Annotated in this window: 16 protein-coding genes; 9 read left to right on the top strand and 7 right to left on the bottom strand. The window is 35.7% G+C overall.

Going from position 1 to position 18,803, the window contains the following annotated elements; genetic code table 11:
- Window positions 1-101: 101 nt before the first annotated feature.
- Window positions 102-1,334, top strand: coding sequence for an NADP-dependent isocitrate dehydrogenase (locus tag A0F92_RS12990; protein WP_068246883.1), 1,233 nt, complete (start codon window positions 102-104; stop codon window positions 1,332-1,334).
- A gap of 86 nt (window positions 1,335-1,420) precedes the next feature.
- Here A0F92_RS12990 and pafA read toward each other — a convergent pair whose 3' ends face one another.
- A complete protein-coding gene (pafA, locus tag A0F92_RS12985; protein ID WP_068247134.1) occupies window positions 1,421-3,085 on the bottom strand; it encodes an alkaline phosphatase PafA in 1,665 nt (554 codons plus the stop codon).
- Window positions 3,086-3,336: 251 nt separating this feature from the next.
- Between pafA and A0F92_RS12980 the strand changes: the two genes are divergently transcribed.
- Entirely contained in the window at window positions 3,337-4,596 is a 1,260-nt protein-coding gene (locus A0F92_RS12980) for an aminotransferase class I/II-fold pyridoxal phosphate-dependent enzyme (protein ID WP_068246880.1), read from the top strand.
- A gap of 98 nt (window positions 4,597-4,694) precedes the next feature.
- Here the strand turns inward: A0F92_RS12980 and A0F92_RS12975 are convergent, their stop codons facing one another.
- Both A0F92_RS12975 and xerD read right to left on the bottom strand, forming a co-directional pair.
- Window positions 4,695-5,537, bottom strand: a complete 843-nt coding sequence (locus A0F92_RS12975) for a DUF2911 domain-containing protein (RefSeq protein ID WP_068246877.1) — start codon at window positions 5,535-5,537, stop codon at window positions 4,695-4,697.
- Between the two features lie 62 nt (window positions 5,538-5,599).
- Complete coding sequence (gene xerD, locus A0F92_RS12970; protein ID WP_068246873.1) at window positions 5,600-6,502, bottom strand: site-specific tyrosine recombinase XerD; 903 nt, start codon at window positions 6,500-6,502, stop codon at window positions 5,600-5,602.
- Between the two features lie 225 nt (window positions 6,503-6,727).
- Between xerD and A0F92_RS12965 the strand changes: the two genes are divergently transcribed.
- A complete protein-coding gene (locus A0F92_RS12965; RefSeq protein WP_068246869.1) occupies window positions 6,728-7,231 on the top strand; it encodes a YkgJ family cysteine cluster protein in 504 nt (167 codons plus the stop codon).
- A 122-nt stretch (window positions 7,232-7,353) separates the two neighbouring features.
- Here the strand turns inward: A0F92_RS12965 and A0F92_RS12960 are convergent, their stop codons facing one another.
- On the bottom strand, window positions 7,354-7,710 hold the full coding sequence (locus A0F92_RS12960; RefSeq protein WP_068246866.1) for a YraN family protein: 357 nt from the start codon (window positions 7,708-7,710) through the stop codon (window positions 7,354-7,356).
- A 65-nt stretch (window positions 7,711-7,775) separates the two neighbouring features.
- Here A0F92_RS12960 and manA point away from each other — a divergent pair, with 65 nt between their 5' ends.
- Window positions 7,776-9,068, top strand: a complete 1,293-nt coding sequence (gene manA / locus A0F92_RS12955; RefSeq protein WP_253810454.1) for a mannose-6-phosphate isomerase, class I — start codon at window positions 7,776-7,778, stop codon at window positions 9,066-9,068.
- Between the two features lie 149 nt (window positions 9,069-9,217).
- Complete coding sequence (locus tag A0F92_RS12950; RefSeq protein ID WP_068246863.1) at window positions 9,218-9,787, top strand: DUF6580 family putative transport protein; 570 nt, start codon at window positions 9,218-9,220, stop codon at window positions 9,785-9,787.
- Window positions 9,788-9,890: 103 nt separating this feature from the next.
- Here the strand turns inward: A0F92_RS12950 and A0F92_RS12945 are convergent, their stop codons facing one another.
- Both A0F92_RS12945 and glmM read right to left on the bottom strand, forming a co-directional pair.
- Window positions 9,891-11,021, bottom strand: coding sequence for a cysteine desulfurase family protein (locus A0F92_RS12945; protein ID WP_068246860.1), 1,131 nt, complete (start codon window positions 11,019-11,021; stop codon window positions 9,891-9,893).
- A gap of 110 nt (window positions 11,022-11,131) precedes the next feature.
- On the bottom strand, window positions 11,132-12,520 hold the full coding sequence (gene glmM / locus A0F92_RS12940) for a phosphoglucosamine mutase (RefSeq protein WP_068246856.1): 1,389 nt from the start codon (window positions 12,518-12,520) through the stop codon (window positions 11,132-11,134).
- A 167-nt stretch (window positions 12,521-12,687) separates the two neighbouring features.
- Between glmM and A0F92_RS15890 the strand changes: the two genes are divergently transcribed.
- Together A0F92_RS15890 and A0F92_RS12930 are read left to right on the top strand one after the other, a co-directional pair.
- Window positions 12,688-13,161 carry a class I SAM-dependent methyltransferase gene (locus A0F92_RS15890; RefSeq protein WP_253810452.1) on the top strand — a complete coding sequence of 158 codons (474 nt, stop codon included), beginning with the start codon at window positions 12,688-12,690 and terminating at the stop codon, window positions 13,159-13,161.
- Between the two features lie 429 nt (window positions 13,162-13,590).
- Window positions 13,591-15,276: a glycosyltransferase family 39 protein gene (locus tag A0F92_RS12930; RefSeq protein WP_068246854.1), complete on the top strand. Its 1,686-nt coding sequence runs from the start codon at window positions 13,591-13,593 to the stop codon at window positions 15,274-15,276.
- On the opposite strand, the gene A0F92_RS12925 is transcribed toward A0F92_RS12930, so the two are convergent.
- Entirely contained in the window at window positions 15,266-15,754 is a 489-nt protein-coding gene (locus A0F92_RS12925; RefSeq protein ID WP_068246852.1) for a DUF6702 family protein, read from the bottom strand. The two genes, A0F92_RS12930 and A0F92_RS12925, sit on opposite strands and share 11 nt — an antisense overlap.
- A gap of 49 nt (window positions 15,755-15,803) precedes the next feature.
- On the opposite strand from A0F92_RS12925, the gene A0F92_RS12920 reads away from it, so the two are divergent.
- Both A0F92_RS12920 and A0F92_RS12915 read left to right on the top strand, forming a co-directional pair.
- Window positions 15,804-16,391 carry a HupE/UreJ family protein gene (locus tag A0F92_RS12920; RefSeq protein WP_068246849.1) on the top strand — a complete coding sequence of 196 codons (588 nt, stop codon included), beginning with the start codon at window positions 15,804-15,806 and terminating at the stop codon, window positions 16,389-16,391.
- 17 nt (window positions 16,392-16,408) lie between these two features.
- Window positions 16,409-18,793 (top strand): M1 family metallopeptidase, encoded by a 2,385-nt coding sequence (locus tag A0F92_RS12915; RefSeq protein ID WP_068246847.1) that lies wholly within the window; start codon window positions 16,409-16,411, stop codon window positions 18,791-18,793.
- Window positions 18,794-18,803 lie beyond the last annotated feature (10 nt).

Here is an 18,803-nt window from a genome sequence, read left to right as displayed (position 1 = left end):
GATGTGCTGTTGATGATTTTATTACCTAATGCTTTCATCTTTTCTATTCAAAATAGCAAAAACCCTACTTTTGTATCCCTTTAAAAACAAAAATTAGCAATATGGAACAAAAAATTAAAGTAACAAATCCGGTAGTAGAACTGGATGGCGATGAAATGACACGAATTATCTGGAAATATATTAAAGACAAACTGATTCTGCCTTATATAGATGTTGATATTCAATATTTTGATTTGGGTATTGAACACCGCGATGCCACCAATGATCAGGTAACCATTGATGCTGCCAATGCCATCAAAAAAGCAGGTGTTGGTATTAAATGCGCTACTATTACACCTGATGAAGCTCGTGTAAAAGAATTCAACTTAAAACAAATGTGGAAAAGCCCCAATGGTACCATCCGCAATATTTTAGATGGAACTGTATTTCGTGAACCCATTGTTTGCAAAAATGTACCACGATTGGTACCTAACTGGACTGCCCCTATTTGCATTGGCCGCCATGCTTTTGGCGATCAATACCGCGCTACCGATTTTGTAACCAAAGGGAAAGGAAAACTAACCATTAAGTTTGAAGGTGATGATGGTTCTGTTCAGGAATTTGAAGTATATAATTTTAAAGGGGATGGTGTTGCTCTGGCTATGTATAATACCGATGAAAGCATTAAAGGTTTTGCACGTGCCTGCTTTAATCAGGCATTGAGCAAAAAATGGCCCCTTTATCTATCTACTAAAAACACCATCCTGAAAAAATACGATGGCCGTTTCAAAGATATTTTTGAAGAAATTTATCAAAATGAATTTAAAGCCAAATATGATGCAGCCGGCATTACTTACGAACATCGCTTAATTGATGATATGGTGGCTTCTGCTTTAAAATGGAATGGCAACTTTGTTTGGGCTTGTAAAAATTATGATGGCGATGTCCAAAGCGATACCGTTGCCCAGGGTTTTGGTTCATTGGGCTTAATGACCTCTACTTTAATTACACCGGATGGTACTGTAATGGAAGCAGAAGCTGCACATGGTACGGTTACCCGCCACTATCGTGAATATCAAAAAGGGAATCCAACTTCTACCAATCCCATTGCTTCTATTTTTGCCTGGACAAGAGGCCTGGAATTTCGCGGTAAATTAGATAATAATGAGGCATTGATTCATTTCTGCCATGCTTTGGAAACCGTTTGTGTTGAAACTGTTGAGAGTGGAAAAATGACGAAAGATTTGGCTGTTTGCATTTATGGCAATAAAGTAAATCACGGTGAGCATTATTTATATACAGAAGCGTTTTTAGAAGCATTAAATCAAAACCTTCAGGCTAAACTGACAAAATAAAGTTTGGCTCAAACAAAAACATCCTAAAAATTAAAAAGCAGTGTTCCGTTTTGGAAGCACTGCTTTTTTAGTAATGTGAAGTGAGTTTATTGGTAAACTTCTGTAATGGGTTTTCCGATGCAACCACTAGGCATTTGAATTTTTAATAAGGCGGCTACAGTTGCTGAAATATCAGTCATGTAGGTAGTTTTGTTGGTATGGCCTTTTTGTATGCCCCATCCAAACCATAACAAAGGAATATGGGTATCATAAGTATAAGAAACGCCATGGCTCATACCGGTTTTTCCTGCATCTATAACGCCGGATTTCATCACTATCTGTAAATCGCCACTTCTTTTGGGTGTATATCCATTTACAATCATTTCTCTGATACTGACAGGTAATGAAGCAGTTGCAGCAGTGATTTTGTTTACAACAGTTAACACTCGGTTATCTGTTTGTAAATATTGTGCAATACTTTTTTCAATAGCAGCCTGATTCAGTTGCAGTGAATCTATTAAACCATGATTTAAATAAACATCAAATTCCCAAATAGCATGAATTAAATTGGGTTGGTGAAATTGTGCTGCTAAATGTTGATTCAATTCTTTCATTAAATCACGATCATCAGCCCTGCCGCCGGGAATATTGTGTTTGGTTAAAAATTCAGGAATTTGTGCACCGGCATGGTCGGCAGTTAAAAACAGAGTGTATTGATTTTTACCAACGGTTTTATCTAAATAATCCAATAATTTACCCAATGTTTTATCTAAACGGGCGTAGGTATCTAATAATTCCCAGCTATTGGGTCCAAATGTATGGCCAATATAATCGGTGCTTGAAAAACTTACTGCCAAAAAATCTGTTTCATTGCCTTTCCCCATTTGCTCGTTGGCAATGGTGGTTTCGGCTAAGTTTTCTAACAAATCATTGGCATAAGGTGTACTGGCAATTTTGCTGTAATCTTTTCCTTTGAATTTTGACAAATCATACGGCAATCTTTTCTCATCTTTTCCAAAAGGCTTGCCTTCATAACTGTTTTCATCAACATCACACAGTTGCTGATAGGTTGATTGCGGTAAAATGGGCGACCATTTTTTTTCATAATAAGTATTTACCCATTTTTTATTATTAAAATTGGTTAACCATTCAGGTAATTGATTCATGTAATAGGTACTGGTTATAAAATTGCCTGTTTGGTAATCGTACCAGTAAGCTGCATTGGCGGCATGTCCTGCAGGCAAAATGGCTCCTCTGTCTTTAATGGAAATACCAATTGTTTTACTTTTAAAATTAGAAGCGAGGCGTAATTCATCGGTTATGGTAGTAACCCATAAATTGCGTGGGCTCATTTCACCGGCTGCTTTGGTAATGCTGCCAACCGTAGCAACACTGGCGTCATCAGTACAATACACGTTTTTTAAAGTGTTGTTATCAAACCAGTTATTGCCCGTAATGCCTGTTAAAGCAGGTACACTGCCGGTATACACACAAGTATGGCCCACCGCCGTAACCGTTGGCACATAAGGCATTAAAGTATTATCACAGGAAAATCCCTGATGCAACAATCTTTTAAAACCGCCATTGGGCTCATATACATTATAAAAACGGTACAAATAATCCCACCGCATTTGGTCTACAATAATTCCTACTACTAATTTTGGCCTTGCAATAGTTGCCGTTTGCGTATTGTTCATCTTTGGCTGTGCTTGCAACTGCGGAATGGATAACACCATAAATCCCAGAGCAATTAATAAACTTTTTCTATTCATTTTTTCCATATTTAAGGTGTTAAAGATAAGTTGCCTGATTTTTTGCAGCTATTAATTTATTGTATAAATCGGTGCATATGGTAATTAAAAAATCTTTTTTATTCCTTCATCTTACCAATTTATTAATTTTGCAGCCGAATATATTTCAGTGTTGTAGCAAATATGTTGGGTTTTTGTTTACCAACCAATCAATCAATATTGCTTTGTTGGCAACCTCCTGAAGCATTCCTCATTTAAAATAAAAATTAGGCATGGCAGACATTTTTGAAAGATTAGTAAAACATTATGGCCCTCTTGGCCAGCATCGGGAAAGAGCACATGGTTATTTTGCATTTCCTAAATTAGATGGAGAAATAAGCAATAGAATGCAATTTCGTGGTAAAGAAATGATTGTTTGGAGCCTGAATAATTACTTAGGTTTAGCCAATCATCCTGAAATCAGAAAAACTGATGCTGAAGCTGCCAAACAATTTGGACTGGCTGCACCAATGGGCGCAAGAATGATGAGTGGTAACAGCAATTACCATGAACAGTTAGAGAAAGAATTAGCAGCGTTTGAGCAGAAAGAAGATGCCATTTTAATGAATTATGGGTATCAGGGTATTATGAGTGCAATTGATGCGCTTTGCAGCAGACATGATGTAATTGTGTATGATGCAGAAAGCCATGCCTGTATTATTGATGGTTTGCGTTTACATACCGGCCACCGTTATGTTTACAAACACAATGATATTGAAGATTTAGTGAAGCAATTGGTGAGGGCTACTGCTTTAATTGAAAAGCAAAATGCCGGCGGTATTTTAGTAATTACAGAAGGTGTATTTGGAATGGCCGGCGATCAGGGAAAATTAAAAGAAATTGCTGCACTTAAAAAACAATTTGAGTTTAGATTGCTGGTAGATGATGCCCACGGTTTTGGTACCTTGGGTAAAACTGGAGCCGGTGCGGGAGAAGAACAGGGTTGTCAGGATGCAATTGATTTATATTTTTCAACTTTTGCCAAATCAATGGCTTCTATTGGTGCTTTTATGGCAGGGCCTAAAGCAATTATAGATTATATCCGCTATAATATCCGTTCTCAAATTTTTGCCAAAAGTGTACCAATGCCTATTGTAATTGGTAATTTGAAGCGTTTGGAAATGTTAAGAAATATGCCTGAAATGAAGGCAAAATTGTGGAGTAATGCCATTCAATTGCAAAAGGGATTAAAAGAAAGAGGTTTTGATATTGGGAATACCGATTCAGTAGTTACTCCCGTTTACATGAAAGGTGGGGTAGAAGAGGCAACTGCAATGGTAATGGACTTACGTGAAAACTATCACATTTTCTGTTCTATTGTGGTGTATCCTGTTATTCCTAAAGGACACATCATTTACCGGTTAATACCTACTGCTGCGCATACCGATGCAGATATTCAGGAAACTTTACAAGCATTTAGCGAAACCAAAGCTAAGTTAGATGCAGGTGCTTATAAAGTAGATGCTATTCCTGATATGGCAGAAGTGCATTAAGTTTTCCTATAGCTTAAAAAAATAAAAGCTGCTGTTTCAAATAAGTGACAGCAGCTTTTTTATGGGTAAATGAACGCTTAATAATGCATTAACCTTAATTATAATGATTTCAACAACATATTGGCACCACGCACATAATCATCATTTTTGGCTTTGGTGGCCAATTGCATGCATTTTTCAGCATCAGCTTTAGCACTGGCTTTATCGCCAATGGCTTTTTCAACTTTTGCTTTTAATAAAAACATATAATAGGCTGTAGGATTATTTTCAGTTGCTTTGGTAACGTTGGTTAAAGCTTTATTGTAATCTTTGGCTATATCGTAATAAAAATTAGCTGCTGCAAAATAGAGATTGGGGTTAACATTATCTGCTTGCAGCGCCTGCTCAAACTGTGCATTCAGCCGGCTTACAATATGCGTAATAATGGGCACTTTTACTGCCACATTACCCCACATTAAATGCAGCTCACAACTTTCGGGTTGTATGTTGGTAAATTGCATGGTAAAAGTTTCCATCGTTTCTTTCATGTTTTCTGCAGGAACCATAAACCGGAATATATCATCGGCCTGCGCATAATCTGTTCCCCAATTCTTTGAGTCTTTATTGATGATAATGGTCCATTTTTTTTTACCCGGGATGGTAAAAATGGCGTAGGTACCTGAATCCAATTTGTTACCGGCCAAATCAATTTCGTCGGTTACTTTTAATTTGGTAGAAGCATTGGCACCTGTACGCCAAACTTTCCCCAATGGTGCTAATTCACTGTTTTCTTTAAAAACACTTCTACCTCTTAAATTGGGTCTTGAGTACGTTAATTCTAATCTGCCCATACCAAAATCCTGGATAATGGTTTCTGTAGGGCTTGCTGCGGGTACTTTTATTTGGCTAAAACCAAATTGTACAGTCAGTAAAGCAAGGGCTGCAAACAATATTTTTTTCATATAACAGTGTTTAATGTGCTGCAAACCTATTAAACGTTTGTTGAATATACCAGCTTTTGTTGTTAATTTTTAAAGGCAGGATGAAAAGCCTGTAAAGTGGTTCTTAAAAAATTACGATCTAAGTGGGTATATATTTCTGTTGTGGTAATGCTTTCATGCCCCAGCATTTCCTGAATGGCCCTTAAATCGGCTCCTCCTTCAATTAAATGTGTGGCAAAAGAATGGCGGAAAGTATGAGGTGAAATATTTTTTTGAATTCCTGCTTTTAAAACCAGATCTTTTATAATATAAAAAATCATGATTCTACTTAGGCTCTTGCCTCTTCTGTTTAAAAATAAAACATCTTCAAAACCTTTTTGAATGGGAAGGTGTTTGCGGATGGTTTCCATATATAATTGAATGTACCGTAAAGCAGGTGCACCAATAGGCACAAGGCGTTCTTTATTGCCTTTTCCGGTAACACGTATAAATTCAACATCAAAATAAATATGGCTGATGGTTAAATTAATTACTTCACTTACTCTTAATCCGCAACTATACATGGTTTCTATTATAGCTTTATTGCGGGTACCCTCTGGTGTACTTAAGTCAATTTGAGCAATAATGCTTTCAATTTCTTCAAAGCTGAGTACATCAGGTAAACTTCTTTTTGTTTTAGGTGCCTCTAAAAGTGTGGAAGGATCTGTAATTACAATTTGTTCAGTTAAGCAGTATTTATAAAATTGTTTAATGCCTGAAATAATTCTGGCCTGCGATGTGGCCAGCATTCCTAAATTGCCAATCCATTCCAAAAAATGTTGCAGGTCATTTAATTGAATGTCGGCCGGGGTTTTAGGTGTTGATTGTAATTGAATGTATTGAGTTAATTTATCAACATCACGCAAATACGCCTCAACCGAATGTTCACTTAATGAGCGCTCTAATTGTAAATAGGTTTTAAATCCTTTTTTATATGCTTCCCACATAACATTTCATTGTTGCATCATGGCAGGTTATAACCCATAAAAATACAATATTTTTTACCTGTTTAGTATTTGATATCATTTTTAGAAGATGAAGCAGTAAAGTGGAGATAGTAGTGACTTTTTAAGCAGGGTCAATTCCATCAATCTTGTAATATTTATTTCAGCAATTGCTCAATCCACAATATTTTTACCGTTAATACTTTTAAAACAATTTATTTCACATTTATGCAACCTGTTAATCTCCGTTCATTTAAACAAAAAGTTCGTTATCATAAATCTGCTTTTAAAAAATATTTAGGTAAAATAGAAAAAAAGGCACCCACATCTTTAAATAAATTGGTGGTAATGTTAGATAAAGCTGTGTGGAATGAAATTGATTGCCTTAGCTGTGCCAATTGTTGTAAAACAATGACACCTACTTTTACAACTGCCGACATGAAGCGAATTGCTGCTTATTTAAATATAAGCGTTGCAGAAATGAAAGATTATTGGTTGCATTTTGATAAAAAAGACAAAGATTGGGTGAATAACAAACAACCCTGCCAGTTTTTAAATTTAAAAGATAATAAGTGCAGTATATATCCTGTACGTCCACAAAGTTGTGCCGGTTTTCCGCATTTGGCCAAAAAGCCGGTGGTACAATATATTCATGTACATCAACAAAATGTTGCTTATTGTCCGGCTACTTATAAAATGGTTGAAAAAATGATGGAGCAGTTGCCCTCCTGATGTTTGCTTGTTTAAGACTTATCGTTCCTTTTTAAAATTTAAAGAAAGTGAATGTATTTCTTAAATTTAAGAAAAATTGCCCCAAAGTTTAAATTTAAAAGAAGTGATGCTTTCAATTGAACTTAAAAAAACACATCTTCTATCCAATAAATTTCAATCACCTGCTGTTGCTGAAGGGTAATGGCAATTACATCGAACTGAAGCTGTTCCCATTGTGGATGTTGTTCCATAAATGCCGAGGCAGCCTTTTTCAGAGCATCCATTTTTGGTTGCTGAATACTATCTTCCGGAAACCCAAAAGGCGATTGTTGCCTGGTTTTTACCTCTATAAAGTGAATGGTATTATTTTTTAAAGCAATGATATCTACTTCCCAATATTTATACCTCCAGTTTTGATACAATAACTGAAAACCATTTTCAAGAATATACCTGATTGCTAAATTTTCTCCAAGATTTCCTATTTCTTTTTGATGGCTCATGTGAATAAAATTATTTTTATAAACAGATGGAAAGCATAGATTAGCATTTGATGAAACAGCGTTAATTGAAAAATATTTTAGGATGCAAAAGTGTAAAATCGGCTTCTGCTTCTTTCAAAGAAAAAAACGAACAAATGCAAGATAATATTTATAAATTAAAAGGTAAAATTCAGCATTATGCCTGGGGCGGCTATACATATATTCCGAAACTGCTCGGAATTGAAAATACCAATGGTGAACCCTATGCCGAATATTGGCTGGGTGCACATCCCAGTGCCGCTGCAGAAATTATTTTGGATGATGGCGCATCGGTTAGTTTGTTACAATTCATACAACAGGATCCAAACAGAGTGTTAACCCCGGCCATTCAGGCTAAATTTGGCGAGTTACCCTATTTATTGAAAGTTTTGGATGTAAGAGAAATGCTTTCCATTCAGGTGCATCCTACAAAAGAAAATGCTATCAAAGGATTTGAATCAGAAGAACAGGCAGGCATTCCCATTCATGCGCCGCATCGGAATTATAAAGACAAAAACCACAAGCCTGAAGTGATGGTTGCACTCAGCGAAACATTTTGGTTGTTGCATGGCTTTAAAAGTGCTGCAGCAATCGAATCTGTTTTGGCCAATACATTTGAGTTAAGCGTTTTATTGCCCCTGTTTAAAAAGCAGGGCTACAAAGCATTATATCAGTTAGTGATGGAAATGGAACAAACAGACATTAATAATAAGTTAAATACATTGGTTCGAAAAGAACTGCATAAAAAAGCAGAAGGCCTTCTTACCAAAAACGATCCGGGTTGGTGGGTAGCTAAATTATATGAAGGAAAAGAAGCAATTGAAAATATTGACCGTGGCATTTTTTCTATCTACTTTTTTAATATCGTACAATTAAAAAAAGGGGAGGGAATATTCCAAAAAGCAGGTATTCCACATGCTTATTTAGAGGGGCAAAATGTAGAACTAATGGCCAATAGCGATAATGTTTTGCGGGCAGGTTTAACACCTAAACATATAGATGTGCCGGAATTATTGAAGCATACCATTTTTCAACCCGTTATACCGGAAATTTTAACTGGAAAGCAAATTGAAAGAAACGTACTTGAATTCAATTATCCATGCCCGGTGCCTGATTTTGGCATTCATAAAATAGAATGGGAAGGAGCCAATCAATACACAGCTTATGCAGCCTCTCCCGAAATTATTATTGCGGTAGAAGGTGGTTTTATTATCAGCAGCACCAATGGAAAAAATAAAGTAATTAAACAGGGCGAAGCCTGTTTCATAATTCCCAATACAGAATATTCCATATCCAGTAGTGGCAGGGTATTATTGTTTAAAGCATTTGTTCCTATTTAGGAGTATCAATTTTATAGTTAAAAAGCGTATAAAACCTTCAAATTGCTTATTTTTGTTTTTGTTGAATGGGCAAAATTATCAACTGTGTGTATGCTGGAGCTGATTGCCTGTTTTTTATGCTATTTTATATGAACCTTTAAATCAGCAATATGCAATTTTCAAAAAAGAATATGATTTATGCAGGAATTGTTTTATTGTTAACAGTATTCTGCAAAATTATTTTTGCCAATAATATTCAATGGAGCGGCTTTTCGCCAATTATGGCTGTTGCCCTTGTATCTGGTATGATGGTGCATCAAAAACATTTCACTTTTATTTTTCCATTATTCGCTTTATTGGGCAGTGATATCATGATTCAGCTTTTGTATGTAACCGGACAGTTTCCTTTTCCTGGTTTTTATAGTTATCAATTGCTGAATTATTTGTTTTTAAGTGTTTTGGTATTGGCAGGTTGGATGTTGAAAGGCAAAAAATATGCTACCCTTGTTTTGGGCGCATTGGTAGGACCCACAATTTATTTTCTGCTTTCTAATTGTACTGTTTGGGTTACACATGGAGGCTATAACCGGCCTATGAACGCCACCGGATTATGGATGTGTATGGCAGATGGTTTGCCTTTTTATAAAAATTCATTAATGGCAACACTGTTATTTTTACCGGTATTATTAATGTTTTATCATGGTTTGCTAAGAAAGCAATTGGCCATTAAAATGCAGTAAATTTCAAAGATATTATTGCTGATACATATCATAATATATTAAAATATTGAAAAATAAAAATCCGGCTTCTGTATGTGGAGGCCGGTATTTTATTGAAGTTCAATTATATAAATTGTTGTAATTGTTGAATCACTTCATCAATCTCTTCTTTTGAGTTGTGCCGGCTAAAAGAAAACCGAACGGCGACTTTATTTGGATTATTATTAAATGCCCTGATAACATGGCTTCCCTGATCGGTGCCGCTGGTGCAGGCGCTGCCACCACTGGCACAGATGTGATGAATATCTAAATTAAATAACAGCATCTCACTTTTTTCAGTTTTCGGAAAGCTTACATTTAAAACGGTGTACAGACTTTCATCAGAAGTATCACCATTAAAACTGATGCCCTTGATATGCTGTTGTAGCTGCTGCATCATATACTGCTTTAGCCCTCTGATGTATTTACTTTGGGTTGGATAATTTTCCGTAGCAATTTCCAATGCTTTTGCAAACCCTACAATACCATACACATTTTCAGTTCCTGCACGCATATTTCTTTCTTGTGCACCACCTTGTATAAAGGGGTTTATTTTTATATTTTCATTAATGTAAAGTAAACCAACCCCTTTGGGCCCATGAAATTTATGAGCCGCGCCGGTAATAAAATGAACGGGTAATTCTCTTAAATTAAATGGAAAATGACCAACGGTTTGCACGGTATCACTATGAAATATTGCATTGTATTTTTTGCAAATATTTCCTATCCATGCAATATTGGTGATATTTCCAATTTCATTGTTGGCATGCATCAGCGTAACTAAACATTTTTCGGTTGAACTGGTTAAAATTTGCTCTAAGTGTTGCAAATCAACATGGCCGTTTTCCAGAATATTTACATAGCTCAGTTTTATTTTATGTTGATGGTGTAATTTTTCAACAGTATGCAAAGTAGCATGGTGTTCAATAGGCGATGTAATAATATGTGTACATCCTAAATCGTATACTGCGGCATTAATAGCAGTGTTGCTGCTTTCAGTACCCCCGCTTGTAAAAAATATTTCTGCAGGATGGGCATTTAAAATTTTTGCTACCAATTTTCGGGCATTTTCTATTGCCATGCGTGTTTCTCTGCCATAGCTGTATATTGAAGAGGGATTTCCAAAATGTTCAGTTAAATAAGGCATCATTGCCGCTAAAACCTCGGGATCAATAGGGGTAGTGGCTGCATTATCTAAATAAATTCTTTTACTCATCGGGTAATCGTTGTTCAGTTAAACAGTAAAGGTATATACTGTACAGTTTCTTACAAAAAAACCTCTTATCACAGTGTTGATAAGAGCTTTTACAAGCATTTGAAGTTGTATTACATTACTTCACGGATGTCCTGCATCATTCTTTTGGCAATATTATCGGCAGTAGTTTTAAAGTTGCTTTCCGCATAAATGCGAATAATGGGTTCTGTATTGCTGGTTCTAAGGTGCACCCAGTCATTTTCAAATTCAATTTTTAAACCATCTTCTGTATTGATGGGATATTCTTTATATTTCTTTGTAATCTGTTCAAATATTTTTTTAATATCAAATCCTTTTTCAAGCTCAATTTTATTTTTACTGATAAAATAGTCGGGATAAATATTGCGTAATTGTTTTACACTTTTCTTTTCTTTAGCCAAATAAGTTAAAAATAAAGCAATGCCAATTAAAGCATCGCGGCCATAATGCAAATCGGGCACTATTACGCCGCCATTGCCTTCACCCCCAATTACGGCATTTACTGCTTTCATTTTTGTAACTACATTTACCTCGCCAACAGCAGAAGGGTAGTACATGCCACCATGTTTTAATGTAACATCTTTCAATGCTTTGGTGCTCGACATGTTGCTAACGGTATTGCCTTTCCTGTTCTTTAATACATAATCTGCAATGGCTACCAATGTATATTCTTCGCCAAATAAACTGCCATCTTCACATACAAATGAAAGTCTATCTACATCAGGATCTACTGCTATACCAATATCAGCCTTGTGTTTGTTTACTGCATTACATAATTCCTGCAAATGTTGTGGTAATGGCTCTGGATTATGTGCAAATTTTCCGTTCACTTCTTTATTTAATACTATAATATCGGCTTCTTTAATACCTAAAGCCTGTAATAAAGCGGGCACTGCAATAGCGCCGGTACTGTTAATGGCATCAATTACTATTTTAAATTTTCTTTTTTTAATAGCAGCTACATCTACTAATGGATAATCAATAATTGCTTGTATATGCTGTGCTATAAAGTTTGTATGAATGGTTTTATTACCTAATTTATCTACCTGTGCAAATACAAATTCATTTTTTTCTGCAATGGATAAAACAATAGCACCATCGTTTGCCGAAATAAATTCACCTTGATGATTGAATAGTTTTAAAGCATTCCACTCTTTGGGATTGTGGCTGGCGCTGATGATCATTCCACCGGCTGCGTTTTCAAACTGAATCGCCATTTCAATGGTAGGGGTAGTGCTTAAACCTGCATCTACAACATCTATACCCAATGCCATGAGTGTAGCCATAGCCAATTCCTGAACCATTGCACCGCTAATTCTTCCATCGCGGCCAATTACTACTTTTTTATTTGAATGATTTTGTTGCAATAGCCATGTACCAAATGCTGCAGTAAATTTTACAACATCTAAAGGGCTAAGATTCTCTTCCGATTTGCCACCGATGGTGCCACGAATGCCTGAAATACTTTTGATTAATGCCATATTTTATTCGGTTATTTTCTCTGCAGGGGGAATGCAAATTTAAGTAATTGATTCATATTTTTTTCATTAATTTAATTATAGTGGCCTTATTGTTTACAAACATTTGTTTTACATCATTACCAACTTTCTATTTGTAATTTCGCAGCTTCATTAATAGCAATTATTGGATGCCTTTAAGAAATTGGTATAAAGACTGGTTTAATTCGCCATATTATCATTTAATATATCAAAACAGAAATGAAGATGAGGCCAATGAATGGATTATTCATTTGCTGCAATATTTAAAATCGGCTATTTCATCTACTATTTTAGATGTTGCCTGCGGAAAAGGGCGTCATAGTAAAATATTTGCCGAAAAAGGATTTGATGTAACCGGCATTGCTTTGGCACCAGAAAATATAGTAGAAGCTAAGCAATTTGAAAATGACAGGTTACATTTTTTTGTGCATGATATGCGGCTGCCCTTTTATGTAAATTATTTTGATTTTGCATTTAATTTTTTTACCAGTTTTGGTTTTTTTAGAACGTTGAGAGAACATAATAATGCTATCCGTACCATTGCTCAAAGCCTAAAACCGAATGGTGTTTTTGTTTTAGATTATATGAATGTTCAGTATGTAGAAAGTTATTTAAAAAAATAGAACAAATTGAAATCAATCACCTCGTTTTTTATATTACACTTTGGCAGGATCCAGAACATTTTTACAAACAAATTTAGGTAACTGAAAAAGGCAAAGGCAATATTACCTTAAAGCATTTATTTACCGAAAAAGTTGCAAAGTTTACATTGGGTGATTTTACTGAAATGATGGCCTACCAACATTTGCAAATTCAGGAAGTTTTTGGGAATTATGCACTGGAGCCATTTCACCTGAAGCAATCGCCCCGTTTAATTGTCATTGCAAAAAAAATCAGTAACCCAAGCATTACGGCATAATGCTTGCTATTTTTACTGAAATAAAATGGAGCAATACAGTGATATTTGTGTTTTATTTTGATATTTCTGTAACTATTTAACTGTATTTTGCAACCAAATGATTTATTTGTAATGGTGGATTAAGGCAGCAGGTATGTTGAAAAAAAATGTTGTATTATTTGTAATAGGTTTATGCATCTTTACTTATATATTGGGAATGTTTTTAATTCCGCTAATGGATATTGATGCGGCGCAATATGCATCCATTTCCCGAGAAATGTTTGCCCGCAAAAGCTATCTGCAAGTATATGATTTAGGCCACGATTATTTAGATAAACCACCCATGCTTTTCTGGCTATCCGGATTAAGTATGTATATTTTCGGTGTTCATGATTGGGCTTATCGCTTACCATCTGTTTTATTTTCTATTGTAGCTATTTATGCTACTTACCGGCTGGCATTGCTTTATTATAAGAAAGAAATAGCCATGCTGAGTGCTATGGTGCTGGCAGCCAGTCAGGCACTCTTCCTCATGAATCATGATGTAAGAGCCGATACCATGTTAATGGGTTGGGTTATTTTCAGTATCTGGCAATTGGCAGAATGGTATACAAACAAAAAGTATATTCATTTTGTGTTGGGCTTTATAGCTATTGCTGGTGGTATGCTTACAAAAGGGCCTATAGCATTATTTGTACCGGTTTTTGCATTTCTGCCCCATTTTATTTTACGTAGGGAATGGAAGCAGTTCTATCGTTGGGAATACATTTCGGGCCTACTAATCATAACAATACTATTATTGCCAATGAGTATAGGATTGTACCAACAGTTTGATATGCATCCCGGTAAAATGGTAGGCGGAAATTATATCACATCAGGATTGAGGTTTTATTACTGGACGCAAAGTTTTGGCCGTTATACCGGCGAGAATGCCAACCGAGAAATGAATCAGTTTACCTTTTTACTGCAAAATATGTTGTGGAGCTTTTTGCCATGGATTATTTTTTTTCTGGTTGGACTGTTTTTAGAAATAAAAACAGTAATAAAACAAAAAGGTAAACTTACTGAACAACAGGAGTGGATTACCACCGGTGGCTTCATTATTACCTATTGCGTGTTAGCCAGAAGCCAGGCACAATTGCCACACTATATTTTTGTAGCATTCCCTTTCGCAGCAATTGTAACTGCAAAGTTTTTATATGCTTTGTTTTTTGAACATAAATGGAGGCATTTACGGCGAATACTGGTTTTATTACACCTTCTTATTTTTACTGCGCTTTGGATGGCATTAATTGTATTAATGGCATTTCCTTTTTCAGATATACCCAAATTTGTAGCAACATTATCTGCATTATGTTTATTATTAATGTACTCGCTTTTTTATTCTAAAAAATTACATTTTCACCGGTTACCTGTTATTGCATTCTTTACCATTATCGGCATCAATGTGTTTTTAAATACTGCATTCTATCCTGCTTTATTGCAATACCAAATGGGCAATACTGCGGCCGGGTTTATCAACGCCAAACATATTGACAAGTCGAAAGTGATTGTTGCAGGCATACATCCGGGCTATCCATTTTATTTTTATGGACAATATATTTTTCCTGACACCACCATAAATGGATTAAAAGAAGGCGAAGTTGCTGTAACCAATGCTGATAGTGTTGCTATAATTGAAAAGAAATTTCCCTATGCCAAAGTGTTGCACCGGGGCGATAATTTTCATGTAACACAATTGAGTTTTGACTTTCTTAATCCGGAAACCAGGCCGGAAGAATTGCAACACTATGCCATTGTGGATTTAACACCACCCCTCAAAAAAACGGTTAAAAAATAAAACTTACAGCGTTTTGCGGGTTATCTAACTTGTAACTTTTATCTTCACCATTGCAGTTTACATGAAAAATATTTACTTGTGTTGGCTGGTAATCATACAATAGCGTTGATGTTATATCCATTTTTTTGATGGATGGAATATTGTCTATCTCAAAGTAACTCCACACACTTTCTTTTTGAATTTCGTAACCAATATATTTTAAATGAACCCTTGCATTATTAATGGTAACATTCATTTTCTGCGATATATATTGTTGTATCATATTATCTACTTCCGCTTTATTGGCCGGAAGCGTTAAATCTACATTTTTATTAAAATGTTTTTTTAAAACCTGCTCCAGATCATCCGTAAAAATTCTAATACTTACTTCCACCATTTTTTCTTTTGCATTGTGATGCAAATCAATAACCGAAACATAAAACGGGTGCATGGCAGTAATGTAGGTAATCCATATCCATTTATACAGTAAAGCAACCATTTATCTTAATTTTTTGGTGGTTACAAATGTCGGTATTATATTGAACGCCATGAGCGATTTTAATTTGTATTTTACATTAGGGCGTGAACATATTGCCAATATCACTGCATTAGACCATATTTTGTTTATTGCAGCTTTATGCACCCGATATCAATTTGCAGATTGGAAAAAAATTTTAATTTTAGTAACCGCATTTACCATTGGCCATTCTATTACCCTTGCTTTAAGTGTTTTGAATGTAGTGCATTTTTCAACACGATGGATTGAGTTTTTAATTCCTGTTACCATTTTAATTACAGCCATTAGTAATTTATTTGTGAAAAAATTTGTGTTCAAATCAAAGTTTTCGGTTATTTATTTTTTTGCATTATTTTTTGGATTAATTCATGGGTTGGGTTTTAGTAATTATTTAAAGAGTTTATTGGGGAAAGACCAGCGGATCATCTGGCAATTATTTGCCTTTAATTGTGGCTTAGAAGTAGGCCAATTAATCATTGTACTAATCATTCTTATCATTGCTTTTATACTGGTAAGTATTATGAAGGTAAGTCGCAGGGATTATTTGCTGTTTTTGTCGGCAGCCATTATTGCCTTATCTTTAGAAATGTGTTTGCAAAGAGTGCCTTTTCATATTTAAACAATAACACATCTGCTATGAGAAAGTTGCTGTTTTTTATTTTGTTATTGTTGGGTTGGAATATTTTACCTGCCCAAAATATTCAAAACAATCCGGGTTCCAACCATGGTAACAAATTTGAACAATTGGGAACCATTTTACCTACTCCTAATGAGTATAGAACAGCTAGTGGCGCCCCGGGGCCTAAATACTGGCAACAACGCTGTGATTATGATATTCAGTGTTCGTTAGATGAAAAAAAATTGCTTTTAACTGGAACTGAAACCATTTCCTATCACAACAATTCACCCGATGTGCTTACTTATTTATGGATTCAGTTAGATGAAAATGAACACAATAACCTGCACAATGCCAATTATCAGGACGCCAGTTACCTGAATAACCAAATGACCAACACCATAATAAATAGATTGGAAACTTCGAACGAAGACAATGGTTATGGCGATAAAATTTATGCAGTTATCAATATAGCAAACGGAAAAGCTTTGCCCTATACCATCAATAAAACCATGATGCGCATTGATTTACCTCATCCCTTAAAACCAGGCCAGCAATTTAATTTTAAAATAAACTGGAGTTATAAAATTTCCGACAGAATGCAAATGGGAGGCCGTGGTGGTTATGAATACTTTCCTGAAGATGGAAATTATTTATTTACTATTACGCAATGGTATCCCCGTTTGTGTGTGTACAGCGATTTTCAAGGATGGCAAAACCATCAGTTTACCGGCAGAGGCGAGTTTGCATTAACTTTTGGAAATTTTAAAGTACAAATAACAGTGCCTGCCGATCATATTGTAATGGCAACCGGCACCTGCCAAAACTACAATCAGGTTTTGTCGCCCAATCAATTAGCACGTTGGAACAAAGCACAAACTGCCAAAGAACCGATTGAAATAGTAACCTTAGATGAGGCAAAAAAGGCTGAAACAGGGAAAATATCTGTAACCAAAACCTGGATATTTTCAGCCGATAATGTACGCGATTTTGCATGGACATCATCCCGAAAATTTATTTGGGATGCTATGCCTGCTTATATAGATGGTAAAAAAGTTATGTGTATGAGCGCTTACGGTAAAGAAGCATATGGATTATACCGAAAATTTTCAACCAAGGTAGTAGCACATACCATTAAAACGTATTCAAAATTCTCTATCCCCTATCCTTATCCCGTAGCACAAAGTATTGAAGCCAGTAATGGTATGGAATATCCTATGATTTGTTTTAATTATGGAAGAACCGAAAAAGATGGCACTTACAGCGAAGCCGTTAAGAATGGCATGTTAGGTGTGATAATTCATGAAGTGGGGCATAATTTCTTCCCAATGATAGTAAATAGTGATGAACGCCAATGGACCTGGATGGATGAAGGCCTGAACAGTTTTGTTGAATACCTCACCGAAGAATTGTATGACAATAAATTCCCATCCCGTAAAGGAGCCGCCTGGACAATAACCGATTACATGCGTTTGCCTAAAGATCAGTTAGAACCTATTATGACCAATAGTGAAAATATTGTTCAGTTTGGCCCTAATGCATATACCAAACCGGCTACCGGATTAAATATATTACGCGAAACCATTATGGGTCGTGAGTTGTTTGATTTTGCATTCCGGGAATATGCACGCCGGTGGGCATTCAAACATCCAACACCTGCCGATTTATTTAGGACAATGGAAGATGCAAGCGGTGAAGATTTAGACTGGTTTTGGAGAGGTTGGTTTTACAGTACCGATCCCTGCGATATTGCCATTGATTCAGTAAAACATGCTGTAGTCGATGCTGCTTTAATAGGTGCCATGCCTCAGCGAAATGGTGTTCGTACAATGCCATTAGCCAAACCTGCCGTTCCTCAGTTTGATGATATTTCTAAAATAAGGAACAGGGAAAATAATTCCATTACTTTTCTTACCGATGCAGATACCTCTCTCCGCGATTTTTACTGGAAATATGACCGCGGTATCATTCCGTACGATTCAACGATTCATGTAACACTTCCTGCAAGCGTTACTGCAGAAAAGTTTACGCAGGATGAATTAAAGCCTTATCTGGGTAAACACTTGTATGAAATAACTTTTAAAAATAAAGGCGGTTTGGTAATGCCCATCATTCTTCAATTCACATTTGAAGATGGCACCACAGCTATGGAAAGAATACCTGCTCAAATTTGGAGAAAAAATGAAAATGAGGTAACCAAAGTATTTGTTACCAATCAGGTAGTAAAATCCATGCAATTAGACCCATTACGCGAAACTGCAGATATTGATGAAAGTAATAATTCGTGGCCAAAAGTAAGTTCGCCTACTAAATTTGAATTATTTAAAGCAGGTTTAATCAATAGAAGAAACCCTGTTACACCACCTAATCCAATGCAGGAAATTAAAGTATCTTCCAAAAATTGATTGCATAATA

The sequence above is a fragment of the Hydrotalea flava genome, assembly GCF_001623405.1.
GTDB lineage: Bacteria > Bacteroidota > Bacteroidia > Chitinophagales > Chitinophagaceae > Hydrotalea > Hydrotalea flava.
The sequence above is the reverse complement of the archived record's forward strand: the minus strand, read 5'-3'. Positions and strand labels throughout refer to the sequence as shown.

What these genes read in the sequence shown, in the direction of transcription:
- A0F92_RS12920 (WP_068246849.1), top strand. Translation starts at nt 15,804, where the DNA reads ATGAGCGATTTTAATTTGTATTTTACATTAGGGCGTGAACATATTGCC.
- A0F92_RS12950 (WP_068246863.1), top strand. Translation starts at nt 9,218, where the DNA reads ATGCAATTTTCAAAAAAGAATATGATTTATGCAGGAATTGTTTTATTG.
- xerD (WP_068246873.1), bottom strand. Translation starts at nt 6,502, where the DNA reads ATGTGGGAAGCATATAAAAAAGGATTTAAAACCTATTTACAATTAGAG.
- A0F92_RS12980 (WP_068246880.1), top strand. Translation starts at nt 3,337, where the DNA reads ATGGCAGACATTTTTGAAAGATTAGTAAAACATTATGGCCCTCTTGGC.
- A0F92_RS12975 (WP_068246877.1), bottom strand. Translation starts at nt 5,537, where the DNA reads ATGAAAAAAATATTGTTTGCAGCCCTTGCTTTACTGACTGTACAATTT.
- A0F92_RS12990 (WP_068246883.1), top strand. Translation starts at nt 102, where the DNA reads ATGGAACAAAAAATTAAAGTAACAAATCCGGTAGTAGAACTGGATGGC.
- A0F92_RS15890 (WP_253810452.1), top strand. Translation starts at nt 12,688, where the DNA reads ATGCCTTTAAGAAATTGGTATAAAGACTGGTTTAATTCGCCATATTAT.
- pafA (WP_068247134.1), bottom strand. Translation starts at nt 3,085, where the DNA reads ATGAATAGAAAAAGTTTATTAATTGCTCTGGGATTTATGGTGTTATCC.
- glmM (WP_068246856.1), bottom strand. Translation starts at nt 12,520, where the DNA reads ATGGCATTAATCAAAAGTATTTCAGGCATTCGTGGCACCATCGGTGGC.
- A0F92_RS12965 (WP_068246869.1), top strand. Translation starts at nt 6,728, where the DNA reads ATGCAACCTGTTAATCTCCGTTCATTTAAACAAAAAGTTCGTTATCAT.
- A0F92_RS12945 (WP_068246860.1), bottom strand. Translation starts at nt 11,021, where the DNA reads ATGAGTAAAAGAATTTATTTAGATAATGCAGCCACTACCCCTATTGAT.
- A0F92_RS12960 (WP_068246866.1), bottom strand. Translation starts at nt 7,710, where the DNA reads ATGAGCCATCAAAAAGAAATAGGAAATCTTGGAGAAAATTTAGCAATC.
- A0F92_RS12915 (WP_068246847.1), top strand. Translation starts at nt 16,409, where the DNA reads ATGAGAAAGTTGCTGTTTTTTATTTTGTTATTGTTGGGTTGGAATATT.
- A0F92_RS12925 (WP_068246852.1), bottom strand. Translation starts at nt 15,754, where the DNA reads ATGGTTGCTTTACTGTATAAATGGATATGGATTACCTACATTACTGCC.
- A0F92_RS12930 (WP_068246854.1), top strand. Translation starts at nt 13,591, where the DNA reads ATGTTGAAAAAAAATGTTGTATTATTTGTAATAGGTTTATGCATCTTT.